Genomic DNA, 15,523 nt, shown 5'->3' on the forward strand with positions numbered 1-15,523 from the left:
TCGAAAAGCAGGTATCATCCCAGGTGGATACCGAGGAAACGGGGCTTGCACAGGCTTGATCCGGTGACTCGGTAACATTTCCGTTTCGCGATTGTTATGAAGGTGCTCCGGGCGGCTATGCTTGGTACACCGACAAACTAGAGGAGTCGACATGGCAGATCTGGATTACCCAGTGTCTTTGCGGTATTCGCGCGACCACGAGTGGGTCGCGACGACGGAAGACGATGCTGTGGTCCGGGTGGGTATCACCGATTTCGCCCAGGAGCAGCTGGGCGACGTCGTCTATGTCGATCTGCCTGCCGTGGGCGATTCGATCACTTCCGGCGAATCCTGTGGTGAAGTCGAGAGCACGAAGAGCGTCTCCGATCTCATCGCACCCGTCTCCGGGACCATCACCGAGGTCAACGACTCGCTTGACGACTCACCCGAAACCGTGAATTCGTCCCCCTTCGAAGACGGGTGGATGTATCTTGTTGAGCTCAGCGAACCCGATCAGGTCGAATCGCTGATGGACAGCGAGCAGTACAAAGAGCTCATTCAGAGCGAGGAGGCATAATGTCGCAGAATAACGATCAGAGTCGTCCGACCCCCTCGCAGTCCTGGTACGACAACGGCCAGGTCCCGCAGTCGAAGAAGTTCCCGTTCGGTGCCGGCGCCGGCGGCGACGAGTCAGCGACGCGGATGAGCCCGCAGATCGATCAGAACGGACAGGGCAACACCCCGCCCTATGGTCAGCAGCCGGCCACCAGCGGATCGCAGGCCCCGCAGTTCGGCGACGGTCAGAACTTCGGCGGAACCGCTCCGGGCGGCCAGAACTACGGCGGCCAGAACTACGGCGGATCTCAGCCGGGCAATCAGCCCTATGCCGACAATGGGCAGGGCCAGCCCCAGCAGTACCAGCAGCCGGCACAGCCGCAGTCCGGCCAGGGCCCGCACTACGGTGAGAACGGTTCCGGGCAGTTCGATCCGAACCAGGGCGGCCAGCCCGAGTACGGCCAGAACCAGCCGCAGCAGGGATACGGTCAGCCGCAGTCTGGTCAGCCACAGGGCGACCCGGCCGGGGGACAGCAGGATCAGATGAGTGATTCGGGCAGGCAGCAGTTCCAGGGAATCCTGGATCCGCACACCGGTGAGATCCACCCGGTGCCCGACCTCGACGGTCTGCAGGAAGCCGATGCGCTCCTCGTCGTCGTGTCAGGACCGGACTCGGGCTCGCAGATCCTGCTCGACACCGATGTGGTGACCGTGGGCCGCAGCCCGAACGCGGACATCTTCCTCGATGACGTCACCGTCTCGCGCAAACACGCCGAGTTCATCCGCACTCCCAGCGGATTCACGCTGCGGGACACGGGATCGCTGAACGGAACCTATGTGGGCCGTCAGCTCATCGATTCCATCGAACTGCAGAACGGCGCCGATGTGCAGATCGGCAAGTTCCGAATGATCTTCCAGCAGCGTCCGCGCTCCTGACCGGGGGATAATGTCAAAGATCGAAGTCGAGGTTGTCGGCGTCCGCATCGAAATGCCCGCCAACCAACCGATACTCCTGCTCAAAGCCAGTGAACCCGCGTACTATCTGCCGATCTGGGTCGGTGCGATCGAGGCCAATGCGCTGTCGATCGCACAGCGGGGACTGACTCCGCCGCGGCCGATGGCGCACGCCCTTCTGCTCGACGTCCTGACCCAGTACGATGCCGAACTCGCAGGTGTCACGATCACCGGCAAGGACGGTCAGATCTTCCTGGCCGAACTGCACACGAGCGACGGCAAGTCGATCTCCGCACGTCCCTCGGACGCGGTGACGCTGGCGCTGACCGCAGAGTGCCCCGTCTACGTCGAATCCAAACTGCTCGAAGAGTCCGGGATCGAAGCTCCTGAGGCCGATGAAGACGAAGTCGCCCAGTTCAGGGACTTCCTCGACAACGTCTCGGCCGATGACTTCGAAACCGGAACTGAGAACCCATGAAAGTGAAACCGTGAGCCTCCACACCGATCCAGTACTCGCCAATAGGGAAATCGCCGCTGCCGGCAATGACAATCTCCGCGGTCTCGACGACTGGCGTGAGATGGACCCGAAGCAGCAGCCGACCTATCTCGACAGTGCTGCTCTGGAAGAGGTGCTCGGCGATCTGCGGACCTCGCCCCCGCTGGTGTTCGCAGGTGAAGCCGATGTGCTCAAGAACCGCATCGCCTCCGCCTCGCGCGGAGAGGCCTTCGTCCTCGCCGGAGGCGACTGCGCCGAGTCCTTCGACGGAGCCCAGGCGGACAAGATCCGCGCCCGCGTGCAGACAGTGCTGCAGATGGCGGCCGTGCTCACCTACGGCGGGTCGATGCCCGTGGTGAAGATGGGCCGCATGGCCGGTCAGTTCGCCAAGCCGCGGTCGGCGGACATGGAGACCCGCGACGGGGTCACCCTGCCGTCGTTCCGCGGTGACATCGTCAACGGCTACGAATTCACCGAGGAGTCCCGTCGACACGACCCCGAGCGTCTGCTCAAGGCCTACCACGTGTCCGCCTCGACGCTGAACCTCATCCGCGCCTTCACCCAGGGCGGGTTCGCCGACCTGCGCTTCGTCCACGAGTGGAATCGAGGCTTCCTCGCCTCGAACCCCGGCTACCAGCGCTATGAGCAGACCGCCGCCGAGATCGACCGCGCCATCCGGTTCATGGATGCCTGCGGTGCCGATTTCGATGCGCTGAAGACCACCGAGTTCTACGCCGCCCATGAGGCCCTGCTGCTCGAGTACGAACGGGCACTGACCCGCATCGACTCCCGCACCGGCGAAGCCTACGACGTGTCCGGACACTTCCTGTGGATCGGTGAGCGCACCCGCGAGATCGACGGCGCGCACGTGGACTTCCTGTCCAAGGTGCGCAACCCGATCGGCGTCAAGCTCGGCCCCACGGCCACAGCAGACGAAGCCCTCGCCCTGGCCGAGAAGCTCGATCCGGACGCCGAACCCGGTCGACTCACCTTCGTCACCCGCATGGGCGCCGGCAAGATCGGTGAGACCCTGCCCAAGCTGCTCGACGGCATCGGCAACCGGCTGCCGCATGTGACCTGGGTCTGCGATCCCATGCACGGAAACACGATCACCTCGAACACCGGCTACAAGACGCGCCGGTTCGAAGACGTCATGGCCGAGGTCGAGGGCTTCTTCAACGCCCACCGCGATGCGGGCACCATCCCCGGCGGCCTGCACATCGAGCTCACCGGTGACGACGTCACCGAGATCATGGGCGGGGCCACGGAGATCGATGACGAAGGTCTGCGGCGTCGCTACGAGACCCTCGTCGACCCGCGACTCAACCACGACCAGTCGCTCGAAATGGCCTTCCAGGTCGCTGAGTACCTCACGCGCAGGAAGTGACGCAGACGAGTCGAATGGTTCGGCATCGGTAAGGGCCGAATCGCTCGGACACATCAGGAGGCCGGGGCCACCGCAGTCGAATGCGGTGGCCCCGGCCTCCTGATTCGTGACGGACAGTCAGACGGCAGTCGCCCTCAGGCAGCACGAGGTGCCTTCGATCACTGCGCGGTCAGTCTTTCTTGTCCTTGTCGCTGTCCTTCTTGTCATCGTCGGACTTGTCGTCCTTCTTCTTGTCCTTCTTGTCGTCCTTGGAGTCTTCCTTCTTCTCCTCGCCCTTGGACACGCGGACGATGATGAGCGAATTCGCCGGCTTCGACTCGGTCGACTTCGGGTACTGTGAGACGACCTTGCCCTTGGGCACGTCATCGTCGAAGACCTCGTCCTTGCCGACGCGGAAACCGCGTTTGGCCAACGTCGCATAGGCGGCGTCGAACGTCAGCCCCTCGACATTGGGCACTGGGATCGGCGCGACGCCCTTGGAGACGACGAGGTCGATCTTCTCGCCCTTCGACAGCTTCTTCCCGGGCTTCTCCGACGCCGAGATGACAGCGTCGTTGTCAACGGTGTCGCTGTACTCCTCAGAGACGTCACCGACGGCGAGGTGGGCCTCCTTCAGAGCGGCCTTCGCCTCATCGGAGCTGAGTCCTTCGAGCTCGGGCACGGCGAACTTCTCCTCGCCCTTGGACACGACGACCGTGACAGTCGAATCCGGTGCCAGTTCGGACCCGCTGACGGGCTCGGTGCCGATGACCTGGCCTGCGGGCACCGTGTCGTCGAAGACTTCCTTGGGCTCGGCCTTGAGGTCGCTGTCCTGCAGCTGCGATGTGACCTCGTCAACCTTCTTGCCGGCCAGCTGACCGGGCACGATGGATGTCGGTTCGGGAAGGTTCGCGATGACCAGCCACGCCACCAGCGCGAGCACAGCCGCGACGGCGACGATCGAGGTCAGCAGTCGGCGACGACGACGTGAGGAAGAGCCCCCGCCGAGGCGGCCGCGGACCCGGTGGCCGCCGATGCGGCGACTGCGGCCCCGGCCGATGTCCCGCCGCCGGTGTCTGAGCCTTCGCCGTCTTCGGAATCCTCGCCGTCGACAGCGGCCGCCGTGCCCGCGGCTCCCGCGCCGACAGCAGTTCCGCCGCCGACACCTGCTCCCGCAGCTCCGGTCGGATCCTCGCCGTCAGCGGTGCCTTCGTCGTCCGAGGAATCCTCGTCCTCGGTGTCTGATGAATCGTCGTCCTCGTCGCTGGCCTCGTCGCCGTCGGCGTCATCGGGGCCCGAGGTGACGGCGGAGGTGACTCCGCCGATTCCCGCGGCGGCAGCCGCGACACCGGCACCTGCGGCAGCGGGCCCGGCACCGGGCGAATCCCTCTCGGCGGAGTCGGTGACTTCCTCATCGGCCGCCTCGGCGTCGTCTTCGTCTTCGAGATACGGGATCTCATCGGTGCGGGAGCGCTTCTCCTTCGGCGCTTCCTCGCTGAGGTCGATGCTGGCGGTGAGGACGGGGGAGTGCTCCCCGGACGCGACCTCGGGATCGCCGAGGTCCAACTCGGCCTCGGTCATCTCCGCGCGCGTCTCGGCCAGAGCCAGACGGAACTCCGCAGCATCGGCGGGACGGTCCGCCGGATCCTTCGACGTCGCCCACAGCACCAGCGCGTCCAACCGCGGACTCAGGCGGTTGACGACCTCGGAGGGCGGGGGAACCGTGTCATGGACATGCCGGTAGGCGACTTGGATCGGCACATCGTCGGTATAGGGCTGGGCGCCGGTGAGCATCTCGTAGAACATGATGCCGACGGTGTAGAGGTCGGTCCGGGCATCGGCTCCGGTCCGGGTGACGAGCTCGGGAGCGACATAGCCGACGGTGCCGATGAGCGTCTTCGTCGTCGTCGCCGTCGTCACCGCGCGGGCGAGCCCGAAATCGGCGAGCTTGACCTGCCCGTCGGTGCCCAGCAGCACATTGTCGGGCTTGAGGTCACGGTGGATGATGCCCGTCGAGTGCACGGCCTCCAAGGCGGCGAGGATCGCGTCGAGGACGACGATGGCCTGCCTGGGGGTGAACGTGCCGCGATGCTTGAGCTCGCGGCGCAGCGTCACCGAGGGCAGGTACTCCATGACGAGGTAGACGATGTCACCGTCACGGGCCTGATCGTGGATGGCCACGAGATTCGGGTGGGTCAGCCGACCCGCGTTGATCGCCTCCCGCCGGAAGCGCTCGACGAAGGTCTCATCGGAGATGAGATGCTCGTGCATGACCTTGATCGCGATCTCACGATCGAGGCGCAGATCGGTGCCGCGGTAGACCATGGCCATGCCGCCGCGGGCGATCTTGGCATCGATGCGGTAACGGTCGTTGAGGACCGTGCCGATGAGGGGATCTCGGCGGGCGGTCACAAGGCCTCCTGCATTCTCTGGCGCTGCAGCTGCACGGTGCGCACGAAGGCCTTCGTCTCCGCCAGCAGCCCATCGGCACGAACGGAGCGCAGATCCTGGTAGTAGCCGGCCAGGGCCTCCTCCTCGGACTCGGCGGTCTCGATCAGCCAGCCGAGGATGACGGTGCCGGCGACGATGTTGTCCTCGATGTCGAGCAGATCGAGTCCGCGACCGACGATATCCGACGCCCAACGCCCCGAGCGGGGAGTGACCTGCATGATGCCGATGGCATTGCCGGCCGAGACCGTCGTGTGCTGGAATCCCGACTCCTGGGCGGCCACGGCCTGCATGAGGGCCGGATCGGCACCGAGCTCCTCGGCGATGGAGGCCACGATGAGCCGGGCCTGGGCCGGGGCCGGATGCCGACGGTGCAACAGGGTGTACTTATTCAGACGCGCAGCCCGCACGACCGCGGGAGCGATGCCCTCGAGCTGGGCGCTGGCGGCGACCCGGGGGATGTCCTGCGGCGGTTCGGGCGCCGTGCGACGCGGCCGGGCCGCCGACGGACGCAGCAGAAGCAGCTCGCCGACCTTGAGATAGGAGTCATCGCCCATGGCGTTGGCCCGACGCAGGGTCGACGGCGAGATGCCGTGCCGGGCGGCGATGCCCTGCAGGGTCTCGCCGGGAGCGACCACGTGCGAGGGGTCCTCATCGGGCAGATCGTTCTTCTCCGGCAGGGACAGGACCTGACCCTGGTGGAGGTTCTGGCGCGGCGAGATCCGGTTGAGCTCGGCCAGGGCCGGCACGGAGACGCCGTGCTTGCTCGCCACGGCGTAGAGGGTGTCGCCCTGCTTGGCCTTGTAGGTGCGCCCGCCGTGGGTGACGGGCACGGTCGCCCCGGCAGTGCCGGAGATCCACTGCGGCCCGGTGGCGGGTGAATCCGCCGAGGCGGCCGGTGGCACATCGGCGGTGCGGCCGGATTCGCCGGAGGGATCGTCCTCGTCGAGCGAGTCGGCCGAGGGCCCCGCCTCGGCGGTGGTGGCCTCCTCGGGGGACGGGTCGGTGGCAGCGTCGGTGTCATGCGGATCGGTTTCGGGGTCGACGCGGTCGGCTCCTGGGATCGGACCGGTCGAATTCACTTTCGAGGCGGCACGGATGTCAGGAGCGGCGGTGATGGGCATCTGCTGATGCCGTCGCGGTCGTGTCATCTGTCACCTGTTGACTTCATGTCGAGTGGGGAAGCTGTGGTTCCCAGCCTAACGAGTGGCCGTCGCCGACCCGAGCATTCGGCTCCGCATGGCGGCGTGTTTCTGCCAAATATTGCTAGGCTGGAAGACGTGAATACCGAAGAACTGGTCCAGGACTGGGCCCCGCTGCCCGACATCGCCGAGCTGACCGGGCTGGGCATCTCCCAGGTGCGGCGGCTGCTCGAAGACGGCGCCATCTGCGGAATCAAGATCGGCGAACCGAAGGTTCTCCAGGTGCCGCTGGCCTTCTTCGTCGACGGCGAGGTCGTCAAACCGCTCAAGGGTACGCTGAGCACTCTGCACGATGCCGGTTTCGACGACGAGGAGGCGATCGTGTGGCTGTTCACCCCGGACGACTCCCTGCCCGGCCGACCCATCGACCTGCTCCGGGTGGGCAATCGCAAGGAAGTCCGGCGCCGCGCTCAGGCCCTCGCGTTCTGAAGCACCCGCGCGTGCCGAGCGCCCGCACGTGCTGAGCGCCCTGTCCGGAGGCCTCAGCTGGTGCGGTAGCTCAGCGCCGTCGCGAACTCCTTGAGGCGGTCCTCAGCCGGGCCGCCGAGGCGGATGTGCTCCGAGCCTCCGCTGGCCCAGGCGTCGATGCGCGACTGTGCCTGCGCGTGCTTGGCTGCGATGTAGGACTCGACGGCGGCCAGGCCTCCCGAGTCGGTGATCATGTCGACGCATTCGGCCACCTCGGCGGGGGAGAGGCCAGGATCTCCCAAGCGGGCGGCCAGGACCTCGAGCTGATCGGGGCTGAGCCGGGCCGCGGTCTCGGCGATGAGCACTGTTCGCTTGCCCTCGCTGATGTCATCGCCGGCGGGTTTGCCCGTGGCCTGCGGGTCGCCGGTGATGCCGAGCACATCGTCGCGCAGCTGGAAGGCCTGACCGAGAGGGAGTCCGAACTCGGAGATCTCATCGAGCAGATCCTCGCTCGCCCCGGCCAGGGCCGCACCGAGCAGCAGCGGCTGCTCGACCGAGTACTTCGCGGACTTGAAACTGAGCACCTCCCACGCCCGATCGGCGAGGCGGGCGTCGTCGAGGGCGATCACCTCGGCGAGCACGTCGAGGTACTGGCCGACCATCACATCCCGGCGGACGGTGGCTCGCAGCCGGCGGGCCGGAGTCGTTCGGCCCAGCGTCTCCTCGGCACGTTCGAACAGCTCCTCGCTCAGCGCCAGGCAGATGTCGCCGACGACGATCGACGAGGACACGCCGAAGGCCGCTCCGTCCCCGGCCAGGCCGTGCCGAGCGTGGCGGGCCTCGAACTGCCGGTGCAGAGAGGGCCGGCCGCGGCGGGTGTCCGAATTGTCGATGACGTCATCGTGGATGAGCGCCGCGGCATGCAGCAGCTCCAGCGAGCCGGCGGCCTGCGCCAGCCCCGTGGCCGACTCCGCGTCCGTGTCGACGGAGACGCCGGCGAGTTGGAAGCCCCACCAGGCCAGGACGGGGCGGATCCGCTTGCCGCCGCGGGTGAACTCGATCAGTGCCTGCCCGATCGCGGTCGCATCGGGGGAGATGGCCTCGAACTCGCCGGCCTTGTCGGCGAGGAACCTCTCGAGCTCAGCCGAGACCCGTGCTGCGATGGACTGCGGGGAGTCGAGAGCGCCGACCACGGCAGAGGCTTCCGGGGCAGAGGACGCCGGGACAGAGGATGCCGGAGCCGTCGATGTCCGGTCGTCGGCCGGCGTCGCGGAGCTGTGGGAGGTCATGGAACGATGTTTCCGCCGATGGTCACGACCTTGTGCTTCTTGTCACCGGCATCATCGGCGACCGTGACGACGAGGACGCTGTCATTGTCCTTGTGCCTGAAGTTGAGCACGCGCGCGCTCTTGGTCTTCACCTCGTCGCCGAGCGGTTCGTAGTCGGCCTTGCCGAGCTCCTTCTCGTAGTACGCGAAGATGTCCTTCGTCTCCGCCTTCGCCCGGACGACGAGACTGATCTGCTCCGGCTTCTTCGAATCCTTGTCATTGTGGGCCTTGACGATCGAAGCCGAGACCACCTCGGAGTCCGGGTAGGGCTTGACGTAGTCGGGCAGATCATCGACATCGTTCGAGGCCTCGGGCTCGTCCGAAGCCCCATCGGTGGCCTCGGTCGTGGCCGGCGCCGATTCCGAGGCCGTGGCCTGGGCCGAGGTCGTCTGTTCGGTGGCCGGGGACGATCCGGACTCGCTCTCATCGGTCCCCGAGCACCCCGTGAGGGCGAGAGCGGCGGCGATGGGCAGTGTCATGACAGTGGTGCGCGATACCATGCTTCAAGAGTACCTGGACTGTTCGGCGCAGCCGAAAGGGACGAGCGAGGGGCAGGCTGATGAGTCGCAAGCAGCTGGCACGATCCGGAGGCGATCTGAGCCGACTGGGCACCGATGACGCCGGGGCGACCATGCTGCACCTGGACATGGATTCGTTCTTCGTGTCCGTCGAGCTCCTCAGCCGTCCGCAGCTGATCGGCCTGCCGGTCATCGTCGGCGGGCGCAGCGGTCGCGGGGTCGTGGTCTCGGCCAGCTACGAGGCCCGCGAGTTCGGTGTCCATGCGGCCATGCCGATGTCGCGAGCGATGGCATTGTGCCCCGTCGCCGAGGTGATCCCACCGTCCCACGGGCTGTACTCCTCGTACTCCCGACAGGTGTTCGACATCGTCGCCGAGGTGACCCCCGAGGTCCGTCAGGTCAGCGTCGACGAAGCCTATATCGACGTCTCCGGTGCCGTGCGCCGCCTCGGGCCTCCGGCGACGATCACCGCGCGGCTGCGCGCGCAGATCAAGGAGACCACCGGTCTGAGCGCCTCGGTGGGCATCGCCGGCAGCCAGGTCGTGGCCAAGCTCGCCTCGGCGAGAGCGAAGCCCGATGGGCAGCTGCTGGTGCCGGTGGCCAAGACCCAGGAGTTCCTCGACCCGATGCCCATCGAAGCCCTGCCGGGAGTGGGGGAGAAGACGCAGCAGGCGCTTTCCCGCTACGGGATCCGTCTCATCGGCGACCTCGCGGCCGTCGACGAGGACTGGGCCGCACGGGTCTTCGGCGCCCACGGGCATCAGCTCTGGCGCAGCGCCCACGGGCAGGACTCCTCCGGCTTCGACCGAGAGGCCAAGGACCACTCGATCAGTGCCGAGAACACCTTCGGCGAGGACATCTGGGACCTCGGCGTGCTCGAACACGAACTGCTGCGCTTGGCCGACAAGGTCGCCTATCGGGTCCGTGCGGAGGGGAAGGTGGCCACGACCCTGGGTCTGAAGTACCGCCTCGGCGATTTCACCACTCTGTCGAGGACGGTGACGGCCTCGGCGCCGACGGATCTGGCCCAGGAGATGTACGAGGCGCTGCGGCCGGCGCTGCGGAAGCTGCGCGAGCAGCGGACCCAGGGAGTCAGGCTGCTCGGTGTCAGAGCCGCGGGGCTCATCGACTTCGCGGCCGCAGGACGGCAAGCGACCTTGGACGAACCGGAGCATTCGGGGCGGGAGGCCGAGGTGGCGCTGGACGAGGTGAGGCGCCGATTCGGGACCGAATCGATCTCTCAGGCCTCACTTCTGCGCAGACGCCGGGACTCCTGATCGGCGGTGAGCCGGATCATAGTCTGAAGACCCAGTGGGAATCCGGGCCTCAAGCGACCCCCGAGATGTTTTTTCAGTGCTCACAGACTATGATTGAGTCAAAGACCTGAGTAGGGAAACGGGGGTTCGAGATGCCACTCTCCGATCACGAACAGCAGCTGTTGGATCAACTCGAGAAACAGCTGCGCAGTGAAGACCCCCGTTTCGCGCGCAATATCTCCGAGACCCAGGCCGCAGCCACGGGACCGGGCTTCTCCGCCAAGCGCTTCGTCCTCGGCATCCTCATCGCCCTGGCCGGGCTGGCCGCGACGATCCTCGCGATCTCGCTGGTGTCGAACTCCGCGTGGTGGATCGCCCTCGGCGTCGTCGGATTCGGCCTCATGGTCAGTGGCATGTACTGGGCGTTCAGCCGCCCGGGCCAGCGACAGTCGAACCAGACCGGCGCGAAGAGCTCCGGCCGCAAGTCCGACTCCAAGGGCGGCGCCGGGTTCATGAGCCGACTCGAAGACCGGTGGGAAAAGCGCCAGCGCGGCGAATGACCCCGGCCGGACCGATCAAGGCATCCTCACGATGAGGGTGCCTTTTTCTGTCCCCACCGGCGGCCGTGTCCGGTGCGGACTCGTCCTGGGTGGACTCGTCGCAGGTGGACTCGCGGCCGTGGCGGCCTGCGGGGAGATCGCCCATCTGCGCTCGAGCAGACGGCGGCTCGGTGCGGCCCGGACGGCGGCCGGCAGGGATCAGATCATTGTGGTGCTCGGGTACCGGAACCCGGGCCGACGGGCCAACGGCCTCAACCGCTTCCGAGCCCGCGCCGGGCTGCGCTCGATCGACCCGGCGGCACGATCGGCCCTCATGATCTTCTGCGGAGGGCCTGTCGCCGGCCCGGTGCCCGAGGCCGGGGTGCTCGAGCGCTTCGCGTGCCAGGAGCTCGGCTACACCGGGCCCGCACTGGTCGAGACCGAGAGCGCAACGACGTGGGAGAACATCGCGAATGCGATCCCGCTCATCGACGAGGTGCTGAAGACCGACTCGGTGATCAGCATCGTCTCGAACTCCCACCACGCGGAGAAGGCACGCGACCACCTGTGGCAGCTGAGACCGGATCTGGGGCGCAGACTCATCCGCGGCGCCGACTACCGGTTCGGTGAGCTGCCGCTGGTCAAACCGATCGCCGCCGCACGCGGACTGCTGGCCCTGCGCAGACTCGACCGCGAGACGGCCGATGGAGGCTCACCCGGCCGACAGTGAGCCTCCGACGGCCACCGACCGCGGTTGAGCGCCGGGCCGCACCCGCGGTTGAGAACTCAGCCGCGGTTGAGAACTCAGCGCGGGGGATTGAACAGGCTGGCCGGCCAGATCTTCGCCGAGATCCGACTTCCCGGCGTCGCCCGCTCGGACAGGTCCGTTCCCACCTCGTCGATGAGCGCCTGCACCTCGGACGAATCGAGCGATTCGGTCGCAGCACCATAGCGCTGGGCCTCGAGCGCATCGATGAACGCCGACAGCGCGGTATCTGCACTCTGCGTCTCCGGTCCGGTGGGAGCCGGACTGCGCAGACGCCGCAGACGATCGTCAGCGTGGGCGGACGTCGAGGTCTCGGCCGCACCGGAGGCCCCCGCGGCCGCCTCGGCGGCGGACTTGCGTGAGACCTCCTCGCCGCCGGACCCGGCCGCGGACGGCCCGCCCGCCGACGGCTCGCCGGCGCTCGGTTGGTCCGTGGTCGGCTCCTCGGCGGCGGTCCCGGCAGTCGTGCCCGCGGGCTCTGCCGTGGTAGGCGCGATCCCGGAGAGGATGAGCTCGTTGAAGCGCAGCGTTCCGCTGGGATCGAGGCTCTGCCCGTAGTCGGTGGCCAGGGCGCGGACCTCGGTCCACACCGCCTCGAGGTCGTTGGGGTCCTTCGTCCGGCGTGAACGCAGGATCGACCGCCAGATGGCGGGGATCGCCGCGAGCAGGAGCAGGGCGAACACGATCACTCCGGCCCACACATACGTGCTGGCCGTCGCTCCGGCGGGTTCGGCCGCCTCGGTGCTCGTCTCCTCCTCTTCGGTCGGCTCCTCTGACCCTTCCCCGGCCGTCTGGGTGGCTTCCTCGGACTCCTCCTCGCTCGGGCTCGCCGACTCCGATTCCTCGTTCGAATCGTCCTCCTGCTCACCGCTGGCCAGGGTCCACTCCGGCGGATCGCCGGCGGGCCCGCCGGGGGTGGGTTCGAAGCGCACCCAGCCGGCGCCTTCGAAGTAGAGCTCGGGCCAGGCGTGGGAGTCCTGCATGCTCACGTCATAGCCGCCGTCGTCCTCCTCGCCGCCGGCGAAGCCGACACCGATGCGCGCGGGGATCCCCATGGTCCTGGCCATGATCGTCATCGCCGAGGAGAACTGGACGCAGTAGCCCTTCTTGTCGCTGAGGAAGTCCGAGATCGCGTCCCCGCTGGCCTTCTCCGGGGCATCGAGAGAGTACTCGAAGCCATCGCCGCGGAAGTAGGCCTGGAGCAGAACCGCGGCCTCCCACTGGTTGTCGGCATCGGCAGTGATCGCGTCCGCGGTCTCCTCGACGCTCGAGGGCAGGGAATCGGGGACGGCGAGCTCGGTGTCGAAGTCGCTCTCGTTCACCGGTGTCGCGTTCTTGAGATCCTCGGCCGACGGTTCGGGGGAGACGTAGTTCATCGAATACTGCAGCCCACCGGTCTTCTCACCGTTGCCCACGACCGTCAGGGTCTTCTCATCGTAGATCCATCGTCGGTCGAGTCCGTCCGGCTGCTGCGGGGCATACGGCGAGGGCAGGTACTGCTGGTCGTAGCCGTCGTCGATGCTGACGTCGATGGTCTCGTCCTCATAGCCTCCGTCCCGGGGCAGGCCCTCGGGCCACGGCATCCCATCGACGGCGATGGCGAAGGGGTCGAGGCTGAAGGAGCTCGGCGCCCAGTTCTCGCCGTCGAAATCGTCGATGGAGGTCAGACGGATCGGCTCGGAGTCCGAGCCGGTGGTCTCATAGCTGAACAGCCTCGAGTCATCGCGATCGCCGAGGTTCTGCCGCAGATTGAGGAACGGATTCGTCACCGTCAGATCGCCCTGCTTGTTCGATGCCCTGTCGGGCAGGGTCGGCACCGGCGGCAGCAGCAGCGGCAGCCCGATGCCGATCGCCAGGGCCAGTCCGCCGGCCAGGATCGCGGTCAGGCCCCCGCGCCAGCGCGTGGCGGGCAGATAGGGGCTGAGCATGAGCAGCAGGAACGCGACGAGGATCGCGACGATATGCCACCAGCGCACTTCCTGGGGCGCGAAGTAGACGGGGATCATCCACAGCACGAGCAGCAGCACACCGCCGACCTTCGGGGCCCTGAGATCGGAGACCAGCCCGTCGATGAGGATCGTGATCAGGGTGAAGGCGATCGTGAGCATCGCGGTGAAGCCCGGGGTGCTCGCGGCCGGGGGCGCCGTGCCGTAGAGATCGTTCATCCCCTCGGAGAGCCGGTCGATGACCATGCCGAAGGACTCGCCGGTGGGAATGAAGCCCAGCAGCAGGGAGCCCTCGGCGCAGACGACGAAGACGGCGATGAGACCGGCCACGCACTGGGCGATGACGGCGGTGCCGCTGGAGCGCAGCACCGGTACGCTGCGGAAGATCGCACCGACGATGACGATGACTCCGGCGGACACGAGCACGGGAGGCAGCCAGGCGAGGTCCTTGAACACCGCGGACACGGCCACGGCCGTCAGCGTCATGGCCGCGAAGACGATGATCGCTTCCAGCCACCCCGTCGCGGGGCGGGACTGGTCGGTCGAGGTCGGTGCCGGGGCCTGCTGCGGCGGTTCCTGGGAGCGGGTGGGGGAGGCGTCGAGGCTCATCGACTCACCCGCTTCGACTCGAAGGTCGTCCAGGACTCGGGCAGATCCTCGCTGAGTCCCAGCATCGTCGTATCGCCTATCTCACTGAGCGTGCGCAGCGTGACGGGGATGCGGCGGGAGAAGTGCGAGGCCAGCTCCTGACCGCGCTGATCGCCGACGGAGCAGATGACGACGTGGTTGGGATTGTCGTGCGCCGGCAGTTCGGCCCTGCCCGGCCGGATGAGAGCGGAGAGAAGACGCAGCTTGTCGATATCGCGTGCTCCTTTGAATCTGATCTGGTGGCCGTGCGCGACGACGAAGACCTCATAGTCGGCCCTGAGGAAGGCCGTTCCCGCGGCGGTGGCTGCGGCCAGGAGGAACTCGACCTCGAGATCGGTCGGCTCCTCGTCCCTCTCGTCGGCGACCAGATCGATGACGATGAGGGCGTAGAGCGTCTCCTCATCGGCTTCGTGCCGGACCATGAGCTCACCGAACTTCGCGGTCGAGGGCCAGTGCACGTGCCGCAGGTCGTCGCCGGGCACGTACTCACGGGTGTGGAAGTCACGGGTGGTGTGTCCGGTCACGACCTTGCCCTCGTCGAGGCGGGCGGGACGGATCGACGAGTCCTTCGGAATGCGTCCGCCCAGCGACGGCACGGACACGGCCACGGGGAAGGCGTCGTGGACCTTCCGCTTCATCTTGACCAGGCCGAAGGGGCCGTAGACGGTGATGAGCACCGCCGAGAGGCCGCTGATGCCGCGTCGGTTCGGGGTGAAGGAGGTGAGCACGGTCTGCCGGCCGCGGTGGGCCAGGGGAGGGACCTCGCCGGAGGTGGAATCGCCGAAGCCCTCGGCGGCGACGAAGTCGATCGTGGCCGCCGGGATCGCGAGCTGCCCGATGTTGGTCACCCGCGCCTCGATCTCGACCTCTTTGCCCTCGGCCGCCAGCGGGTAGCGGTCCTGCGAGGGCGAGAGTGCGACCTCGCGCAGGGACGTGCTCATCGTGATCGACACCCGTCGGGTGCCCCAGGCGATGAGCAGGGCCGAGAGCAGGACCAGCCCGAGCAGGAGCAGACCCGCCGGGAGCAGTCCGGGCAGCGCGAAGCGATAGGCGCCGATGATCAGGGCCGCCCCGGCGAGGACGAAGATGATTCCAGAGGTGCTCAGTCGCATGC

Annotated in this window: 15 protein-coding genes; 8 read left to right on the plus strand and 7 right to left on the minus strand. The window is 67.3% G+C overall.

Translation table 11 applies throughout. From position 1 onward, the window contains the following. Positions 1 to 151: 151 nt before the first annotated feature. The 4 genes from gcvH to IG171_RS05150 are packed head-to-tail and all read left to right on the plus strand — an operon-like array spanning position 152 to position 3,371. On the plus strand, positions 152 to 556 hold the full coding sequence (gene gcvH, locus IG171_RS05135) for a glycine cleavage system protein GcvH (protein ID WP_212130346.1): 405 nt from the start codon (positions 152 to 154) through the stop codon (positions 554 to 556). Continuing rightward, positions 556 to 1,470 (plus strand): FHA domain-containing protein, encoded by a 915-nt coding sequence (locus tag IG171_RS05140; protein ID WP_212130348.1) that lies wholly within the window; start codon positions 556 to 558, stop codon positions 1,468 to 1,470. Before gcvH ends, IG171_RS05140 begins: the two co-directional genes overlap by 1 nt. 10 nt (positions 1,471 to 1,480) lie before the next feature. After that, complete coding sequence (locus IG171_RS05145) at positions 1,481 to 1,966, plus strand: bifunctional nuclease family protein (protein ID WP_212130350.1); 486 nt, start codon at positions 1,481 to 1,483, stop codon at positions 1,964 to 1,966. Between the two features lie 49 nt (positions 1,967 to 2,015). Further along, positions 2,016 to 3,371 (plus strand): 3-deoxy-7-phosphoheptulonate synthase class II, encoded by a 1,356-nt coding sequence (locus IG171_RS05150; protein WP_283091854.1) that lies wholly within the window; start codon positions 2,016 to 2,018, stop codon positions 3,369 to 3,371. A gap of 169 nt (positions 3,372 to 3,540) precedes the next feature. On the opposite strand, the gene IG171_RS19010 is transcribed toward IG171_RS05150, so the two are convergent. From IG171_RS19010 to IG171_RS05160, 3 genes are read right to left on the minus strand one after another with little or no spacing between them, the layout of a single operon-like run. Next, positions 3,541 to 4,281, minus strand: coding sequence for a PASTA domain-containing protein (locus tag IG171_RS19010; protein WP_249204089.1), 741 nt, complete (start codon positions 4,279 to 4,281; stop codon positions 3,541 to 3,543). 35 nt (positions 4,282 to 4,316) lie between these two features. Continuing rightward, positions 4,317 to 5,762 (minus strand): protein kinase, encoded by a 1,446-nt coding sequence (locus tag IG171_RS05155; protein ID WP_249204091.1) that lies wholly within the window; start codon positions 5,760 to 5,762, stop codon positions 4,317 to 4,319. Further along, positions 5,759 to 6,922, minus strand: a complete 1,164-nt coding sequence (locus IG171_RS05160; RefSeq protein ID WP_212130354.1) for a LysM peptidoglycan-binding domain-containing protein — start codon at positions 6,920 to 6,922, stop codon at positions 5,759 to 5,761. The genes IG171_RS05155 and IG171_RS05160 overlap by 4 nt, the downstream gene beginning before the upstream one ends. A 156-nt stretch (positions 6,923 to 7,078) precedes the next feature. Between IG171_RS05160 and IG171_RS05165 the strand changes: the two genes are divergently transcribed. Next, complete coding sequence (locus IG171_RS05165; protein WP_212130356.1) at positions 7,079 to 7,429, plus strand: Rv2175c family DNA-binding protein; 351 nt, start codon at positions 7,079 to 7,081, stop codon at positions 7,427 to 7,429. 53 nt (positions 7,430 to 7,482) lie between these two features. Here the strand turns inward: IG171_RS05165 and IG171_RS05170 are convergent, their stop codons facing one another. Further along, entirely contained in the window at positions 7,483 to 8,697 is a 1,215-nt protein-coding gene (locus tag IG171_RS05170; RefSeq protein WP_212130358.1) for a polyprenyl synthetase family protein, read from the minus strand. Then, a complete protein-coding gene (locus IG171_RS05175; RefSeq protein ID WP_212130360.1) occupies positions 8,694 to 9,215 on the minus strand; it encodes a hypothetical protein in 522 nt (173 codons plus the stop codon). Before IG171_RS05175 ends, IG171_RS05170 begins: the two co-directional genes overlap by 4 nt. Before the next feature lie 80 nt (positions 9,216 to 9,295). Here IG171_RS05175 and dinB point away from each other — a divergent pair, with 80 nt between their 5' ends. From dinB to IG171_RS05190, 3 genes are all read left to right on the plus strand, one after another. Further along, positions 9,296 to 10,531 (plus strand): DNA polymerase IV, encoded by a 1,236-nt coding sequence (gene dinB, locus IG171_RS05180; RefSeq protein ID WP_212130362.1) that lies wholly within the window; start codon positions 9,296 to 9,298, stop codon positions 10,529 to 10,531. A 131-nt stretch (positions 10,532 to 10,662) separates the two neighbouring features. Next, complete coding sequence (locus tag IG171_RS05185) at positions 10,663 to 11,070, plus strand: DUF3040 domain-containing protein (RefSeq protein ID WP_212130364.1); 408 nt, start codon at positions 10,663 to 10,665, stop codon at positions 11,068 to 11,070. 37 nt (positions 11,071 to 11,107) lie between these two features. Then, entirely contained in the window at positions 11,108 to 11,779 is a 672-nt protein-coding gene (locus tag IG171_RS05190) for an ElyC/SanA/YdcF family protein (RefSeq protein ID WP_249204093.1), read from the plus strand. 74 nt (positions 11,780 to 11,853) lie between these two features. On the opposite strand, the gene IG171_RS05195 is transcribed toward IG171_RS05190, so the two are convergent. Beyond that, on the minus strand, positions 11,854 to 14,370 hold the full coding sequence (locus IG171_RS05195) for a DUF3488 and transglutaminase-like domain-containing protein (RefSeq protein WP_249204095.1): 2,517 nt from the start codon (positions 14,368 to 14,370) through the stop codon (positions 11,854 to 11,856). Beyond that, the gene (locus tag IG171_RS05200; RefSeq protein WP_212130368.1) at positions 14,367 to 15,521 is read right to left on the minus strand and encodes a DUF58 domain-containing protein; all 1,155 of its coding nucleotides are present in this window, start codon (positions 15,519 to 15,521) and stop codon (positions 14,367 to 14,369) included. Before IG171_RS05200 ends, IG171_RS05195 begins: the two co-directional genes overlap by 4 nt. Between the last annotated feature and the right edge of the window lie 2 nt (positions 15,522 to 15,523).

Origin of the sequence: Brevibacterium sp. SMBL_HHYL_HB1, from assembly GCF_018208375.1 — a bacterium.
Lineage (GTDB): Bacteria > Actinomycetota > Actinomycetes > Actinomycetales > Brevibacteriaceae > Brevibacterium > Brevibacterium intestinavium.

Coding starts and splice junctions, on each gene's coding strand:
- IG171_RS05185 (WP_212130364.1), top strand. CDS start 10,663: ATGCCACTCTCCGATCACGAACAGCAGCTGTTGGATCAACTCGAGAAA.
- IG171_RS05175 (WP_212130360.1), bottom strand. CDS start 9,215: ATGACACTGCCCATCGCCGCCGCTCTCGCCCTCACGGGGTGCTCGGGG.
- IG171_RS05140 (WP_212130348.1), top strand. CDS start 556: ATGTCGCAGAATAACGATCAGAGTCGTCCGACCCCCTCGCAGTCCTGG.
- IG171_RS05200 (WP_212130368.1), bottom strand. CDS start 15,521: ATGCGACTGAGCACCTCTGGAATCATCTTCGTCCTCGCCGGGGCGGCC.
- IG171_RS05160 (WP_212130354.1), bottom strand. CDS start 6,922: ATGCCCATCACCGCCGCTCCTGACATCCGTGCCGCCTCGAAAGTGAAT.
- gcvH (WP_212130346.1), top strand. CDS start 152: ATGGCAGATCTGGATTACCCAGTGTCTTTGCGGTATTCGCGCGACCAC.
- IG171_RS05170 (WP_212130358.1), bottom strand. CDS start 8,697: ATGACCTCCCACAGCTCCGCGACGCCGGCCGACGACCGGACATCGACG.
- dinB (WP_212130362.1), top strand. CDS start 9,296: ATGAGTCGCAAGCAGCTGGCACGATCCGGAGGCGATCTGAGCCGACTG.
- IG171_RS05195 (WP_249204095.1), bottom strand. CDS start 14,370: ATGAGCCTCGACGCCTCCCCCACCCGCTCCCAGGAACCGCCGCAGCAG.
- IG171_RS05145 (WP_212130350.1), top strand. CDS start 1,481: ATGTCAAAGATCGAAGTCGAGGTTGTCGGCGTCCGCATCGAAATGCCC.